General features: G+C 47.4%; 17 protein-coding genes and 1 pseudogene. 10 read left to right on the forward strand and 8 right to left on the reverse strand.

The window, feature by feature from the left end:
• The 3 genes and pseudogenes from H6G45_RS09930 to H6G45_RS09940 all read right to left on the reverse strand — a co-directional run.
• Nucleotides 1–103, reverse strand: a pseudogene (locus H6G45_RS09930) (IS4 family transposase); the annotation flags it as partial.
• 189 nt (nt 104–292) lie between these two features.
• Complete coding sequence (ftsH3, locus tag H6G45_RS09935; RefSeq protein ID WP_190598292.1) at nt 293–2,143, reverse strand: ATP-dependent zinc metalloprotease FtsH3; 1,851 nt, start codon at nt 2,141–2,143, stop codon at nt 293–295.
• Between the two features lie 154 nt (nt 2,144–2,297).
• Entirely contained in the window at nt 2,298–3,599 is a 1,302-nt protein-coding gene (locus H6G45_RS09940) for a hypothetical protein (RefSeq protein WP_347338260.1), read from the reverse strand.
• A gap of 86 nt (nt 3,600–3,685) precedes the next feature.
• Here H6G45_RS09940 and H6G45_RS09945 point away from each other — a divergent pair, with 86 nt between their 5' ends.
• The 4 genes from H6G45_RS09945 to lpxC all read left to right on the forward strand — a co-directional run bounded on the left by H6G45_RS09945 (nt 3,686) and on the right by lpxC (nt 6,089).
• Complete coding sequence (locus tag H6G45_RS09945; RefSeq protein WP_199309681.1) at nt 3,686–4,216, forward strand: alpha/beta hydrolase; 531 nt, start codon at nt 3,686–3,688, stop codon at nt 4,214–4,216.
• A gap of 147 nt (nt 4,217–4,363) precedes the next feature.
• A complete protein-coding gene (locus H6G45_RS09950; protein ID WP_190598294.1) occupies nt 4,364–4,633 on the forward strand; it encodes a BrnT family toxin in 270 nt (89 codons plus the stop codon).
• Entirely contained in the window at nt 4,623–4,856 is a 234-nt protein-coding gene (locus tag H6G45_RS09955; protein ID WP_190598295.1) for a CopG family transcriptional regulator, read from the forward strand. The genes H6G45_RS09950 and H6G45_RS09955 overlap by 11 nt, the downstream gene beginning before the upstream one ends.
• Before the next feature lie 402 nt (nt 4,857–5,258).
• A complete protein-coding gene (gene lpxC, locus H6G45_RS09960) occupies nt 5,259–6,089 on the forward strand; it encodes a UDP-3-O-acyl-N-acetylglucosamine deacetylase (RefSeq protein ID WP_190598296.1) in 831 nt (276 codons plus the stop codon).
• A 197-nt stretch (nt 6,090–6,286) separates the two neighbouring features.
• On the opposite strand, the gene H6G45_RS09965 is transcribed toward lpxC, so the two are convergent.
• The 4 genes from H6G45_RS09965 to H6G45_RS09980 form a co-directional block, all read right to left on the reverse strand.
• Nucleotides 6,287–6,664, reverse strand: coding sequence for a hypothetical protein (locus tag H6G45_RS09965; RefSeq protein ID WP_190598297.1), 378 nt, complete (start codon nt 6,662–6,664; stop codon nt 6,287–6,289).
• A 139-nt stretch (nt 6,665–6,803) separates the two neighbouring features.
• Complete coding sequence (gene psaM / locus H6G45_RS09970) at nt 6,804–6,899, reverse strand: photosystem I reaction center subunit XII (RefSeq protein WP_010871633.1); 96 nt, start codon at nt 6,897–6,899, stop codon at nt 6,804–6,806.
• A 160-nt stretch (nt 6,900–7,059) separates the two neighbouring features.
• Nucleotides 7,060–7,509, reverse strand: coding sequence for a YlqD family protein (locus H6G45_RS09975; RefSeq protein ID WP_190598306.1), 450 nt, complete (start codon nt 7,507–7,509; stop codon nt 7,060–7,062).
• A 91-nt stretch (nt 7,510–7,600) separates the two neighbouring features.
• Entirely contained in the window at nt 7,601–8,320 is a 720-nt protein-coding gene (locus tag H6G45_RS09980; protein WP_190598307.1) for an NnrU family protein, read from the reverse strand.
• A gap of 203 nt (nt 8,321–8,523) precedes the next feature.
• On the opposite strand from H6G45_RS09980, the gene H6G45_RS09985 reads away from it, so the two are divergent.
• From H6G45_RS09985 to H6G45_RS09995, 3 genes are all read left to right on the forward strand, one after another.
• Nucleotides 8,524–8,853, forward strand: coding sequence for a DUF565 domain-containing protein (locus H6G45_RS09985; RefSeq protein WP_190598298.1), 330 nt, complete (start codon nt 8,524–8,526; stop codon nt 8,851–8,853).
• A gap of 165 nt (nt 8,854–9,018) precedes the next feature.
• Nucleotides 9,019–9,786: a sterol desaturase family protein gene (locus tag H6G45_RS09990; protein WP_190598299.1), complete on the forward strand. Its 768-nt coding sequence runs from the start codon at nt 9,019–9,021 to the stop codon at nt 9,784–9,786.
• Nucleotides 9,787–9,881: 95 nt separating this feature from the next.
• A complete protein-coding gene (locus H6G45_RS09995; protein ID WP_190598300.1) occupies nt 9,882–10,514 on the forward strand; it encodes an acyl transferase in 633 nt (210 codons plus the stop codon).
• On the opposite strand, the gene lipA is transcribed toward H6G45_RS09995, so the two are convergent.
• Nucleotides 10,511–11,380 carry a lipoyl synthase gene (gene lipA / locus H6G45_RS10000; protein ID WP_190598301.1) on the reverse strand — a complete coding sequence of 290 codons (870 nt, stop codon included), beginning with the start codon at nt 11,378–11,380 and terminating at the stop codon, nt 10,511–10,513. The two genes, H6G45_RS09995 and lipA, sit on opposite strands and share 4 nt — an antisense overlap.
• 248 nt (nt 11,381–11,628) lie before the next feature.
• Here lipA and H6G45_RS10005 point away from each other — a divergent pair, with 248 nt between their 5' ends.
• The 3 genes from H6G45_RS10005 to H6G45_RS10015 all read left to right on the forward strand — a co-directional run bounded on the left by H6G45_RS10005 (nt 11,629) and on the right by H6G45_RS10015 (nt 14,040).
• Nucleotides 11,629–12,042, forward strand: a complete 414-nt coding sequence (locus H6G45_RS10005) for a winged helix-turn-helix transcriptional regulator (RefSeq protein ID WP_190598302.1) — start codon at nt 11,629–11,631, stop codon at nt 12,040–12,042.
• 299 nt (nt 12,043–12,341) lie between these two features.
• The gene (gene ccsB / locus H6G45_RS10010; RefSeq protein WP_190598303.1) at nt 12,342–13,346 is read left to right on the forward strand and encodes a c-type cytochrome biogenesis protein CcsB; all 1,005 of its coding nucleotides are present in this window, start codon (nt 12,342–12,344) and stop codon (nt 13,344–13,346) included.
• A 265-nt stretch (nt 13,347–13,611) separates the two neighbouring features.
• Nucleotides 13,612–14,040, forward strand: a complete 429-nt coding sequence (locus H6G45_RS10015) for an Hsp20/alpha crystallin family protein (protein WP_190598304.1) — start codon at nt 13,612–13,614, stop codon at nt 14,038–14,040.
• Nucleotides 14,041–14,292: the final 252 nt, after the last annotated feature.

Consider the following 14,292-nt stretch of genomic DNA (forward strand, 5'->3'; position numbering starts at 1 on the left):
CTAACCAGATACTCACAAACTTAAATGTGTCTAACACTGGGTAGTCATCTTTAGGAAAATTAGATAGATGAGTTTTGACAATATGTCCAAAATTTGATATCATTGCTTCAATTATTTTAATGTTTCTGCCCTTTATTCTATCATTTTAAAGGGCTTTTTCCTTCTTTATAACTATCGTTCAACACTTCTGCACTGCGACCTATTTTATGCCCCAATAAAAACCCCCTCTCCACTACTCAGAAAGGGGGCTATATGGTCGCCTAAGCTTTAATGATTTGCTGGGGTTTAATTACTAAACGAGCAAAGCTAATTTGGCATTGTTGCTGGCTAGGAGAGTTTGCAACTCTTCAGAATCAACGGTTTCTTTCTCCACTAACATTTCCGCTAGTTGGTCAAGGATGCCCCGGTTTTCCACTAATACCTCCTTGGCTCGTTGGTAGGCTTGATCCACCAATCGACTTACTTCAGCGTCAATGCTAGCGGCAGTTTCATCGGAGAAGTCCCGGTCCGAAGCAATGTCCCTTCCCATGAAGATCCCCCCACCTTGGCGACCTAAGGCCACAGGCCCGAGGCGATCACTCATGCCAAAACGAGTTACCATCTGGCGGGCCACCCGAGCTACCTGTTGCAGGTCATTGGAAGCACCGGTGGTGACTTCTTCTTCGCCAAAAATAATTTCTTCGGCAATGCGGCCTCCCAGGGCAACGGCCATCTGATTTTGCAGATAGGAGCGGGAGTATAAACCTGATTCCATGCGGTCTTCACTGGGGGTGAACCAGGTTAAACCACCGGCCCGGCCCCGGGGAATGATGCTAATTTTTTGCACTGGATCGTAATCCGGCATTAAAGCTCCTACCAAGGCATGGCCAGCTTCGTGGTAGGCCACCAAGGTTTTGCGTTTTTCGCTCATTACCCGATTTTTCTTCTCGGGGCCAGCCAACACCCGGTCGATGGCATCGTTGACTTCGTCCATGGAAATTTCGGTCAAGTTGCGACGGGCGGCTAAAATAGCGGCTTCGTTCAACAGATTGGACAGGTCAGCACCGGTAAATCCGGGGGTACGGCGGGCAATTTTATCCAAATCCACATCTTGGGAAAGGGTTTTGCCCCGGGCATGGACATTGAGGATTTCTCGACGACCAGCATAGTCAGGACGGTCTACCACCACTTGGCGATCGAAACGACCGGGACGCATCAAAGCGGAGTCCAGTACGTCGGGGCGGTTAGTGGCAGCCACAATAATGATGCCAGTGTTGCCTTCAAAGCCGTCCATTTCCGTTAGTAATTGGTTGAGGGTCTGTTCCCGCTCATCGTTACCACCACCGAGACCAGCGCCCCGTTGACGACCAACGGCATCAATTTCATCGATGAAGACAATACAGGGAGCATTGGCTTTGGCTTGCTCAAATAAATCCCGCACCCGGGAGGCTCCCACACCGACAAACATTTCCACAAATTCTGAGCCGGAGATGGAAAAGAACGGTACTCCAGCTTCCCCCGCAACGGCTTTGGCTAACAGGGTTTTACCGGTACCGGGAGGGCCCACCAGGAGCACACCTTTGGGAATCTTGGCTCCCAATTCGGTAAAGCGGTCGGCGTTTTTCAGGAAGTCCACCACTTCGGTGAGTTCTAGTTTGGCTTGCTCAATGCCGGCCACGTCCCCGAAGGTAACTTGGGTTTGGGGTTCCATTTGCACCCGCGCTTTGGATTTACCAAAGTTCATGGCTTGGGAACCAGGGCCACTCTGGGCCCGGCGGAAGAGGAAGAAAATCCCCACCAGGAGCAAGATGGGCAAAAATAGAGTGCTGGCGATGCGGAACCAGAAGCCTTCGTCACTCTGGGGCTGGACGGCAATATCCACGTTGTGTTGGGTGAGGATATTGATCAAGTCTGGATCGTTGGGCAGATTAACCAAGTAGGGAGGGCCACCGCTGGGGTTGGGCACTTGGGCTTGGGTGCGGTCGGCGCTGAGGTTAACCCGTTCGATCTGATTAGCTTCTACCCGATTGACGAAATCGCTGTAGCTGAGGGTTTCTCTAGTTTGGGTTGGACGGTCGAAAAAGGCCGATGCCAACGCTAAAACGACAATCAACAGCAAGGCATATAGGCCCGCGTTACGCCATTTTTTATTATTTTTGCTCACGCTAGAACTCTCCAATAGTGAGTGTAGTTATCATATTCCACCAGCTAGCAATGGATGTGGTGGAGAATAAACAGTTGTTAACTTATGTTAACGCTTCTCAGAAACAATTGGCCACTGCACCGAAAAAATGCTAGAGGTACGGGCTATGTTACTGTCAGTCCCCCTGGGTTGGGGTAAAGCGTTTAAACTCCTGCTCCAGGGAATCCTGGTCGGTGCGGTAGGTGATGTCCGCCTGGGTGATGACGGTGCTAGTGGCCCAATCCTGGGCAAATTCTAGTTTAGCTTTGAGGGGGGGGGAGGGCGGTTGTAGAAGTTTGGCCCGCTGTTGCCGATCGCCGTTGCGCTGTTCCAGTTTTTGATTACGTTGTTGTAACCAGAAGTACCTCACCAAGGGAATGGCTAGGAAGCCCACTGCATAGGCCACCAAGAGGCCGTAAATGCTCTGGACAAAATAAACCAGTTCTCCCAAATCAAGCTCAGCCCCGTAGGTTTTTAGCATGACCCCCAAACTCAAGGCCAAAACTAGGTTGACTCCCCCTAAGGCGATCGCCGCTATTTTTTGTCCCGCAGAAGCCTGACTAAATTTCCAGGGTTTTTCCCGCAGGTAGGAAGCTAGGGTGGTGGATTGGCGCTCCTGGGCACTGACTTGGAGGTCGGGGAAAGTGTAGATTAATTCACCGTTGGGGGAAACCTGGGGGTAGCCATTAAAGCGGGCCAAGACAGGAATCATGTAGTCCTCATTTTCCCGGTTGAACTTGGTCACATTATCCAAATAGGGGGCGGCCTGTTCGGCGGCGATCGCCCCGCCATTATTGCGAATTAAACTACCCAGGGTTTGCCAGCGTCTTTCCTCCAAATCTTCATTGGGGTCGCCATCCCCAAAGAGGAACGAGAAAATCGCTTCGAGGAAGTTCAGCTCGTTTTTATTTTTATCAGACTTTTTCTTGTCCCGTTTTTGCCGGCCACCATCGGGACTGAGCAGCCAAAAAATATCCCCCGGCCAGAAAAATATTCCACCACCACCACCGCCACTGCGATTGCTTCCCCCGGAAAAGTTAAAGCCCCCATCGTTATCATTGTCAGACTTGGAATTGACAGCGATGACAATGGCAATAATGGCCACCAACATCAACAGGATCGAAAGGATAAGGATAATACCAAAGGAAATGCGGATCAGGTAAAACAACACCTGCCAAATACTCTGGAGCCAACTCTGAAACCGCAAGCGCCAATATTTATTACGGAGAATATTACGGAATTGCTTGGGAAAAGCAAACACAATCTCGCCGGATTCCGCCACTTGGAGATGGCCCTCCACCTCCGACGCCAAGGTCAGTAACCCCTGTTGGGTTTGGTTAATTTCTAGTCCAGCCTGACTGGCCACGTCCCCCACCGTGACCACATAGTCTAACTGCTCCACGGCGGTCATAATTTGGGGATTAAAGGCGACACTCATTCCACTGCCCTCGGACGTGACAATCATTAAAATTATTCTTCTAGTATAGAGAGAAGATTTTCTGTCGATATATAGGTTTAGTGGTTATGAATGTGCGTTTTCCTCACTTTTATTTGGGCTTAATGTTTGCTAGCTTGGTAGCTGGATCTGGAACTCTCCCCCTAGCTGCAGCGGAACGGGTGGTGCTGACCTATAGCGTTTTGCGAGAATCAGTCTCCATTGAAGAGTTGGGAGAATTGAGTCGCACAGGAAAAGTATCCCCTTCCCTTAAAGCCTATTTGAAAATGGCCAACAAGGACCCAGAGGAATTGCGGGGTTGGCTCAATCAACCGTTTCAGGCAGATCCGGTTACCCTCTCCCGGGTGCTTAACAGTTTTGCCGGAGAATATGTGCTCAATCAGGTGGGTCAGGTAATCCACACTCCTTCCAAGCGGGACAATAAAGAAGCCCTGCGGGGTGCCATTATCACTTCTGCGGAAAAAGATAATCAGGTAAGGCTCATCGAAGTGCTGGAAAATTACCCCACCCCGGAACTCCACGTCAACGGCGATCGCCTGATGGAACTGTATCAACAAGTGGAAGGGCTGACTGCGTTGTTGGGTCGGCTACCTTTTTAGTCGAACTCTGACTTTTCCCATTTCCTCAAATCCCTAATAATTGTAGATACTTTTGCTTTGGTTTAATTTTTCTTATTTTCTGCTTAACCCGGCCATAGCCAATTTATTTTGATGACTTACCGTGTTATTTGTTAATGATTTGGACAAATGAGTGGGCCGCAATTTGAGTTTGATCCCAGAAAAAGCAAATCTAATAAAATCAAGCATGGAATAAGCTTTACTGAAGCTCAATTTTTATGGTCAGACAATCAGAGAATTCAGATTCCAGCCCGCACCGATGATGAGCCTCGCTTTCTCGTAATTGGTATAATCGAAGATAAGCACTGGTCAGCGGTGATTACCTATCGTGGTAAAAAAATTAGGATTATTTCGGTTTGTCGTTCCAGAAGAGAGGAGATGACGCTCTATGAAGGCTGAGAATTTTGATCGTAAGTTTGACGCAGGAGAGTCAATTCTTGAATACTTGGATTTATCCCAAATTCAAAGAGGGAATAATCACGAAAACGAAGAAGAAATTATTGCGCTGGCATTGCCTTCGTCCATGATTCTTGCATTAAAAGCAGAGAGTCAGCGGAGCAACCTTCCATTGAATATAATGCTAAAAAATTGGATTGAAGAGAAGTTATCAACCCCACTCTGAGCAAGCAATCTAAGGCTTTGTGTAAATGTAGATTGTTGGAATATTGGGTAATTTTTTTTATCGGTGTTAAGAACATTTTGGAAACGTATTTAAACGCCTTCCCTGGTCGTAACTTTGAGTAGAATTCGGATTGAAATTCTCCCATGTCGCCAGGAACTTTCTCACACATTTCAAGCACTATCGGGGGACATTTCCCTTGAGGTGGCATGGAAAAAACAAAGTTTCTTTTCTCTGATATTAATTCAACCAAGCAAAAATGCCGCAATTGGTTGTCCTTGCTCAATAGCAATGCCGGTGAGATCAGCTAGTTTAGTTTAGTGTTTTTGTTTTTAAATCGTTTAAATTTACTGAAGTGGTCTAAATCTAGCTATAGTATCCCCATCAACCATCTTGATCAATGCCATGGGAAACACTATCAAAGCACCTCTGACTATCCAGGGAGTTGGACTGCACTCTGGAGTGGAAACCACCGTTACCCTCTGTCCAGTGATAGCGGGGAAGGGTCGCTATTTTCAGCGGGTTGATTTGCCAAAAAAGCCAATTATTCCAGCGGATTTGACCTGGGTGCGGGAAGCCATGCTTTCGACGGAGCTAGGGGAACCCGGGGCAACGATTAGAACAGTGGAACATTTACTGGCAACCCTAGTGGCCTTGGACATTGGTGATTTACGCATTGAAGTTAACGGTCCGGAAGTGCCTCTGCTAGATGGTTCTGCCCTGAGTTGGTTAACGGCGATCACCAGGGTGGGGCTCAGGCCCCAATCAAAGAAAAAGCAAGGGCAACCCATTGTGATTACGACCCCTTTGACCTGCCAAATAAAAGATGCGTTTGTAGCGGCTTTTCCCTGTGCAACTACCCGCTTCAGCTACGGTGTGGATTATCCCTATCTGCCCATTGGTAAACAGTGGTACACCTGGGAACCGGCCCAGGAAAAATTTGCCACGGCGATCGCCCCAGCTCGGACTTTTGGTTTTGCGGATCAGATTGAAAAATTGCGCCAGGCCGGACTAATTAAGGGGGGCAGTTTAGAAAATGCCTTGGTGTGCGACAAAGAGAAATGGCTCAATCCACCTTTACGTTTCCCCGATGAGCCGGTGCGCCATAAGCTCTTGGATTTGCTGGGGGACTTAAGTCTACTGGGGAAAATTCCCCAAGCCCATTTTGTCGCCTACAAAGCTAGCCACAAACTCCATACCCAGTTGGCGCAAAAAATTGCCGACACCTATGGTTAAAAAAGGCGTTTGCCGGGAACGCTCAATGCCCAGGCATGGGAGAAACCGGTTTACTTAAATTCTTGCTAACTTTTTTTGATTTTTGAAGACTGTTCACAATGCCCCTTTGCTTACCCAAGCTTGGGGGGAAATCCGACAAAAGTGCCTCAATATCAGGGTCGATTTAGGGGGCAAACCAGAACTTTGCTAACAAGCTTTTAGGGGGCCTTCGGTTCGGTCAGAATAATTTTCCGTTGTTGGGGATCGTGACGGGGGCTTAATTCCTCCATAATTTTGCGGCTCTGGCTAGGGTCAAAACTGCGGTGGAAGTCGCTGCGGAGTTGCTTAACCCTGGCCTCAGTTTCTTCTACCTGCATCTGAATTTCGTTCAGTTTTGCCTGTTGGGTTTGTTGATGGGGCAACAACCTGGCGATCGCCATTATGGAAACCACGACAAAAATACCATTGAGGCCCAGCTTGAAAAGAATTTCCCACACTAGCCACTTATGCTCAGGCTGAAACTTTTGTTCAGGACGCTTACGACTTCTGGAACGGGGGCGACGGGCACTAGTGGGTTTGAACGTTTGGGCAGTCATGGCGGGTAATTTTTGAGCCGGAGATAGCAAGAGGTCTGACAACTCACACCGGACTCTAAAGATGCCAGCATTTCCCCTAAAAATCAATAGGGCGCAACGCATCGCGCCCCAAGGATCGGATTATACGGCCGACGTTAGTCTACTTATAAAGTTCCGTGGAGAGACGGAAAGCTAGGAAAGCAGGCAGGAGAGCAACCACTAAGGCTGCCAAAATTTGGGTGTCAGATAATGCCATGGATAGTTAACTCCTAGATAAAAACAGATCGTGAGAAACATTAACAACACTTTGCAATATGGGGGCAGTTTTGGGAAACAAGTTGTTACAAGTCTTTAGAAAACTCGATACTTACCCAACTCCTATCCCCAGGGTGGCCAACCGGATAACCTAGTCTGGGCTAGAGTTCTCCCCGGATTTCTTCCACCACGCCATCCCGCAGCACCAATTCGACCCCCATTTTTTGCACCAGGTTATCCCCTTTTTGCAGACGGAAAAAGCTCTCCATCTGGCCCTGGATCACTTCCTGGTTGAGTTCTAATAACTGCACCTGTTGCATTTGTTGCAGAGCTTGGTTTTTTTGCTCGAGGATTTCGCTCTTTTGTTGATTAACCTGCATTTGAATGTTTTCAATTTGCTGGCTGACATTGGGGGGCAGGGGCACCAAGCTTTGTTTTTTAATCTCGGCGATCGCCCGTTGACTTTGGGCATCGAGTTGTTGCACCTGATTATCCATCTGACCCACCTGGGCTTGGAGTTGTTGTTGCATCTCCTCTTTCCAGCGGGGGGTAACAATTACCTTGAGGGTGACGGGACGCTTGAGCAGTAATGTGTTGTTAGTATCGTCCATAAATTGAATTAAACCTAAAACTAGGGAAAGGGTTACATTGCAGTGCATCCCCAGAATATCTCCCCAGTGCGGTTAAACCAAGCTAGAAGCCCTACCAATTGACCCTAGAGGTCATCACCATCAACCAAGGGTGCCCCCACCACAGCAGGGCAATAAAGCCCATTACCCCCACATAGGCTGGTTTGATAAATTCTTGCCATACCAGAGTCTGCTTTCCTTCCCAAATCGCTTGAAAGGGAATAATGGAAGTCCTTTGCTTGACTTGCAAAAAAGCTTCGCCATATTTCTCGTACCAACGGCGATCGCCATGCCAGACCGCAAAACAATGGTGGGCAATTAGCCCCAGACTGGTGACTAAAGTAAAAGTAGTTCCTAACCAGAGGGTATGGGCAATACACCAAATTACCTGGCCGACCATTTGGGGATGGCGACAAATGCGAATAATGCCCGTCTCATAGAGATGGATTTCCGGCTTTTGGATAGCGGCAATTTCCAAGAGGTTAAAAGTAGCGGGGAAAAGGAAGAAAAAGGAGAGGGCAGACAAAATCCACACCAGAGGTTTGACTCCCGTGACTCCCTGCACTTGCCAGAGTTGGAGGCCGTCGTAGCGATGGTTGAAAAAATAAATAATTAGACCCGTGGCCAGGGGAATACTCACCAAGGCAAATAGGACTCGATAGCCCCTAGCGCCAATTTTGCTTTCTCCCCAGGGTCGTAGGGCCGCTAAACCACTATGGGCCACTGCGAATAAGAGAAGATAGGCGGCAATAATGCCATGGCTGGGGGTCAACCAGGGCCAGGGGGAGGAAATATTAAACAAGGCCAAGCAATTTAGTGGGGGGAATGGGGCAAAAACCATGGAAAAGTCTACTGGGTCAATGGCTAACGGCGAAACGGCGATCGCCAACGATGACAGTTAACCAACAATACATTTTCCCACACCCCCACAGCCAAAGACGGCCTAGAATTGAGCATTGCTGTTTCTGCACCGTCCCGCCCCCTAGGTAATTTGTCATGCAGCGCACCCGATTAAATACCATTGTTGAAGTTCGTGGCCAGCAACTTTCCCAATTTTTCAGGAATCCCTGGCGACGTATTTCCCTGAGTTTATTAGCCTTTTTGTTCGGTTTTTTTGTTGGCACTGCCGTAGCCACCACCGCTGGTCAGAATGCTCAATGGGACGTGGTTTGTGCTGCCTTTATTCTGCTTTTTTGTGAATTTGTCAATCGTTGGTTCTATCGCCGGGGGGTGAAAATGGGAGAATTGCGGGCTGACATATTGAATATTTTTAAAATGGGAGTTTCTTACAGTTTATTTTTGGAAGCTTTCAAATTGGGTTCCTAGGGAGGCGTTTAAAAAATCTTTCTGCCAAGTTGAGAGTAAAAATACATACACCCCCTGGTATTGTGAGAGTTTTAATAGGGACAAATTAAAATTTTATAAACGGAGTTTTAAAGATATTTTCAGGGAAACCATGCTTGATTTAGGGGTTCAATTTAGGTTTGGCAAATGGTATCATTAATCAGCTTCTGGCTATTTTTTGCCTTCAGTTTACTGCAACCTCAACAAAGACAGTTTTTAGCTAGTAAACCTTGGCAAGACTGGTTGTTAGATAGCGCAGGCTTAGTAGTGCAGGGGGCAATCATTCCCTTACTGCAATTGTTATTGATAATCAATTTTTATTCCCTCATTATCCCCCAGTGGCAACATAGCTTTAATCTGTTCTTCGGGGGTCAATTTTTACTGGGCTTTGTGGCCATTGATTACGTTTACTATTGGGCCCACCGAGCACTGCACGGCAAATTACTATTTACCATTCACCAAGTCCACCATACCGTTAGTCAAATGGATATGGTTAGCTGTGCTCGCAATACCCTCTGGTCTAGTTTGTTTTTACCCTACGTTTGGTTAAATAGCTTCATAATTTATTTTTTGCAGGACGCTAGGGGATATATTTTGGCCATTAGTTGCACCTATTTACTGGATTTGTGGCGACACAGTTCTCTGAACATCAATAAAGATTTTTTGTTACACCATTGCCTAAATAGTTGGTTGATTTTGCCCCAAGACCATAACCTACATCATCAACAAGCTGTCGGAGGAAATTTTAGTGCTAATTTAAAAATTTGGGATAAACTTCATGGCACTTACTTAAAGGATACATCACCTGAAGTAGTTAATCAGTCCAATAGTTTACAACCTGTGCCCATTAAACTTAACTTAACTCTATGGCAACAACTTGTTTGGCCCTTTGCCAAGAATGGACAAGAAAGTTAGCTCGATTGAAAAAAATAGTGATTTTTTAATACTTCAAACTGGGTGGATTCAGCACAATGATTATGTCATCAAATAACTTATAACTTCGTTACTCCATGACTCTGTTAAGTAAACTCCTAGCTTTATTTCCAGGCTTAGTAGTCACTTTAGCCTTGATTTGTTTTATTGCTTGGGTCATGACTCAGGATTGGTGGTGGTTAATATTGCTAATACTAACCATTTACGGCTTACCTTTATTAACCTATCGAATTCATCAATTGTTTTATCCCCTCCAACCAGGGTTTAGCTATCTTGTCGGCAAACAATATAGTCCTTGGTGGGGGACCTATCAAATCCAACTGATTTATAGCGCCTTTCCTGCCCTCGAAAAATTACTGCACTTTGTCCCAGGCTTATTTTCTCTTTGGCTCCGGTTATGGGGCTCCACCATCGGGCAAAAAGTGCTCTGGACTCCCAGCATACAAATCCTAGACCGGGGGATGTTACACATTGGCAACCAGGTGATATTTGGTCATCAAGTTACCTTCGTGAGCCATGCTATCAAACCAAAACAACATAATCTCCTGCTTTACGTTGACCGGATCACCGTTGGCAATAATGTTTTTATCAGTGCGGAGGTAGGCCTTAGCCCCGGAGTGGCGATCGCCGATGGGAGTTATATTCCTTTTGGCATGAGGATTTTTCCCAGGCAAAAATATAACTCTAGACCCAAAGCGCCAGAACTTTAACGGGGGAAACGGGTCATCAAAGCTTGCACCTGTTCCGCATGGTAGGAACTGCGGGTCAAAGGGGAAGCCACCACCTGCAAAAAGCCAATGGACTCACCGTAAACTCGCCAAGCATCGAATTGTTCCGGAGTGACAAATTCCTTAACCCCTAAATGTTTTTGGCTAGGTTGGAGATACTGACCAATGGTTAAAATATCGCAGTCCACCCCTCGTAGATCTTCCATCACCTGTCGTACTTCGGCGTCCGTTTCCCCCAGCCCCACCATAATGCCGGATTTGGTGTAAACCTTGGGTAAAATTTGCTTAGCTTGGTTGAATAGCTCTAAGGACTGGCCATAATCCGCCTGGGGTCGTACCCGTTTATAAAGTCTGGGTACTGTTTCCATATTGTGATTTAACACTTCTGGAGCCGCCTCCAATAATGTTGCCAAAGCCGCCCAATTGCCGCATAGATCCGGAATTAAAACCTCAATGGTGGTGCCTGGGGAAATCCTGCGAGTTGCTTCAAGACAACCCACAAACTGGGAGGCTCCTCCATCGGGTAAATCATCCCGATTAACCGCGGTAATCACCACATGCTTGAGATTTAGCCTTTTCACCGCGGCCGCTAATCTTTCCGGTTCCGTCGGGTCGAGGGGCTGGGGTCGCTTTTCAAAGTCGATGTCACAATAGGGGCAAGCCCTTGTGCAAGCAGGGCCCATAATCAAAAAGGTAGCCGTCCCGGCCTGGAAACACTCCCCAATGTTGGGACAGGAAGCTTCTTCACATACGGTGTTTAATTGCAAATCCCGTAGAATATCCTTAACACTGCCCACCCTCTGCCATTGGGGTGCTTTGACTCGGAGCCAATCCGGTTTGACGGTCACGTCCAATCTCTCCTGCTATGGGAGATCCGATTGTACCAAAAATTCTTAACAGCCTTTCTCCGCACCTGGGGGACAAGGGAAGATTTCTGCTCCACCGACCCAGGCAAACGGGGAAATTTAGATTGACGGCTGAAAACTTTGTTCCATCTCTCCATTCATGGTCAAGGTCCGAAACCCTAAAACTACCTGAGTTTGCCGGTAAATTTAGCTCCCAGGATAAAGTTGGCAAACCAACCCTAAAAGTTAGAATGGTTGACGGACAAGGTTTTCCCCATACCGCCATGACACAAGCCAATGCTGATCCCTGTTTTGAAACCGGACATATTTGCCCCATTCAGCATGTGGTGGATTTACTGGACAATAAATGGTCCATTTTGGTGTTGCGAGAACTGTTCAAGGGACAACGACGCACGGGGCAGTTGTTGGATGCTTTGCCCGGTTGCAGTACCAAAACCCTGACCCTAAGACTTAGGCAACTGGAAACCCACGGCATCATCAATCGGGATGTGTATCCAGAAATCCCCCCCAGGGTGGAGTATTCCCTCACTGCTAGGGGTAGGGAAATTCAGCCAGTGCTGATTGCCATGCACAAACTGGGCTCCGACTGGCTAGAGCAAGAATCCTGTGAATGCAGTATTGTGACCGGCGAGGGGGCCAACTGATACGCCCTGCAAGGTTTTCTCTCTGGGGTCAACTCTGCACTATGACCAGAGTTTCTGCTTGGCTCCGCTGTTGCATTAACTCAATCTTCCCACTCTAACCATGACCAAACGCAATTCTTTTGGCCTTGGGCATTGCTAGGAGCTAGGGAGATGGTAATCCTGGTTAGACCCAACCTAGACAAACCTAGACAGTGGTGGCCTAAGCAAATGCCAGACTGGCGATCGCCGTTGTCGGGAACTCAACAGCCGCTAGGATATTAAAAAGCCCATTTGCTTAATCTTGTTGAGAGTGCATCGCCATGAATCTAGTCAGCCTCGAAAATTTTTTAGACAATACTGCCTTCCTTGTGCTTTTGCTGACCATGTTCGCCTACTGGGTGGCGGTGGTGTTTCCTAAACCATGGTTAATGCAGGGGGCCAGTGGAGCCATGGCGATCGCCAATTTGACCATTACGGCCCTTTTGGGGGCTCGGTGGCTAGAGGCGGGCTATTTTCCCATTAGTAATCTTTACGAATCCCTATTTTTCCTGGCCTGGGGCATTACGGCGGTCCATTTCATTGCTGAGCGCATGAGCCAAAGCCGTTTTGTCGGAGCAGTCACCAGTCCGATCGCCTTGGGTATTGTGGCCTTTGCCGCCTTGACCTTGCCGGTGGATATGCAACAGTCTGCTCCCCTGGTACCGGCGCTGAAATCCAACTGGTTGATGATGCACGTCAGTGTGATGATGGTCAGCTATGCCACCCTCATGGTGGGCTCCCTCTTGGCGATCGCCTTTTTGTTTGTTACCAGGGGTCAGGCAGTGGAGCTCCGGGGTAGTTCCGTTGGTACGGGGGGGTTCCGGCAAGGATTGGTGAAAGGCAATAACCTCAATACAGTGAGTGGTCTAAGTCCTGCCCTGGAAGGGGTAAACAGTAACTCTGGCAATGTGGCGGTGCTGGAAAAAACCACTGCCGTTCCCACCATCACCCTTTCTCCCCAACGGCTTACCCTGGCGGATACTTTAGACAATATTAGTTACCGCATTATTGGTCTAGGCTTTCCCCTCCTCACTATTGGCATTATTGCCGGAGCCGTATGGGCCAACGAAGCCTGGGGTTCCTACTGGAGTTGGGATCCCAAGGAAACCTGGGCGCTAATAACCTGGTTAGTGTTTGCCGCCTATCTCCATGCCCGCATCACTAAAGGTTGGCAGGGCCGCAAACCCGCTATTTTGGCCGCCAGCGGTTTTACAGTGGTTTGGATTTGTTACCTGGGGGTCAATTTATTGGGTAAAGGTCTCCATTCCTACGGTTGGTTTCTGTAATTCTTTTACAATCTAGGCTTCCTTCCAAAAACCTATAGGGCAGTGGAAACGCTGACACCTTTACCGGCCGCTCTTGCAATTCAAATATTTACTCAGGGATGTGTGCAAGCACATCTTTTTTTTGCTGAAAGTTGCGGCCAGAAGTGGAATTTCGGCAATCCCACCAACATCTTTCCTGTAAACCGAATCTAGCCTAGGAGGGGAAATTTTAAGATGGAACCATCAAAGGTTAATCAATCCCTCCTATACACTAGGAGTTAACATTATGTCTCTCATTCTTTACAATCCCCTGCGGGAAATGGATAGCTTCCAACGGCAAATGAATCAACTGTTTGATGAAGTTTTTGTGCCTTCGGAACGCCAAGAATTTAGCCCTAAAGCAGAATTAACTGAAACCGAAGAAGCCTATGTGCTCAAGCTCGAATTACCCGGCATCAGCCCCGATAATTTAGACATCCAAGCCACCAGGGATGCGGTGACCGTCAGCGGCGATCGCCAGGATACCCACAGCACGGAAAAAGATGGTGTGCGGCGTACCGAGTTTCACTATGGCAGTTTCCACCGAGTCATTCCTGTGCCTGGACCAATTCAAAATTCAGAAGTTAAAGCAAACTATGATGCTGGTATCTTAACTCTCACTTTACCCAAAGTGGAAGAAGCAAAAAATAAAGTAGTGAAAGTTCAATTGTCTTAATAGTCCCATCTCCCTGGCTGGGGCAGTCACCATTTGAAATTTGTCAAACCTCCTTTCCTTAGGGATTGGAGGGATTTTTTTGTTTCTTTGTAAGAACATACTTAATGAAGTTATTGTTTACGGCGGATTCCGCATCTAACTGGCACAGTAACAACAATGAGTAAAATAGTTCTGTCTAGTTGTAGCAGAATTCAGCATAACACCAATTTCTGCTAACTTTTCAACAGATTCTTTATCTTTAGGTCTAAATCG

Source organism: Synechocystis sp. FACHB-383 (genome assembly GCF_014698605.1).
Classification (GTDB): domain Bacteria; phylum Cyanobacteriota; class Cyanobacteriia; order Cyanobacteriales; family Microcystaceae; genus Synechocystis; species Synechocystis salina.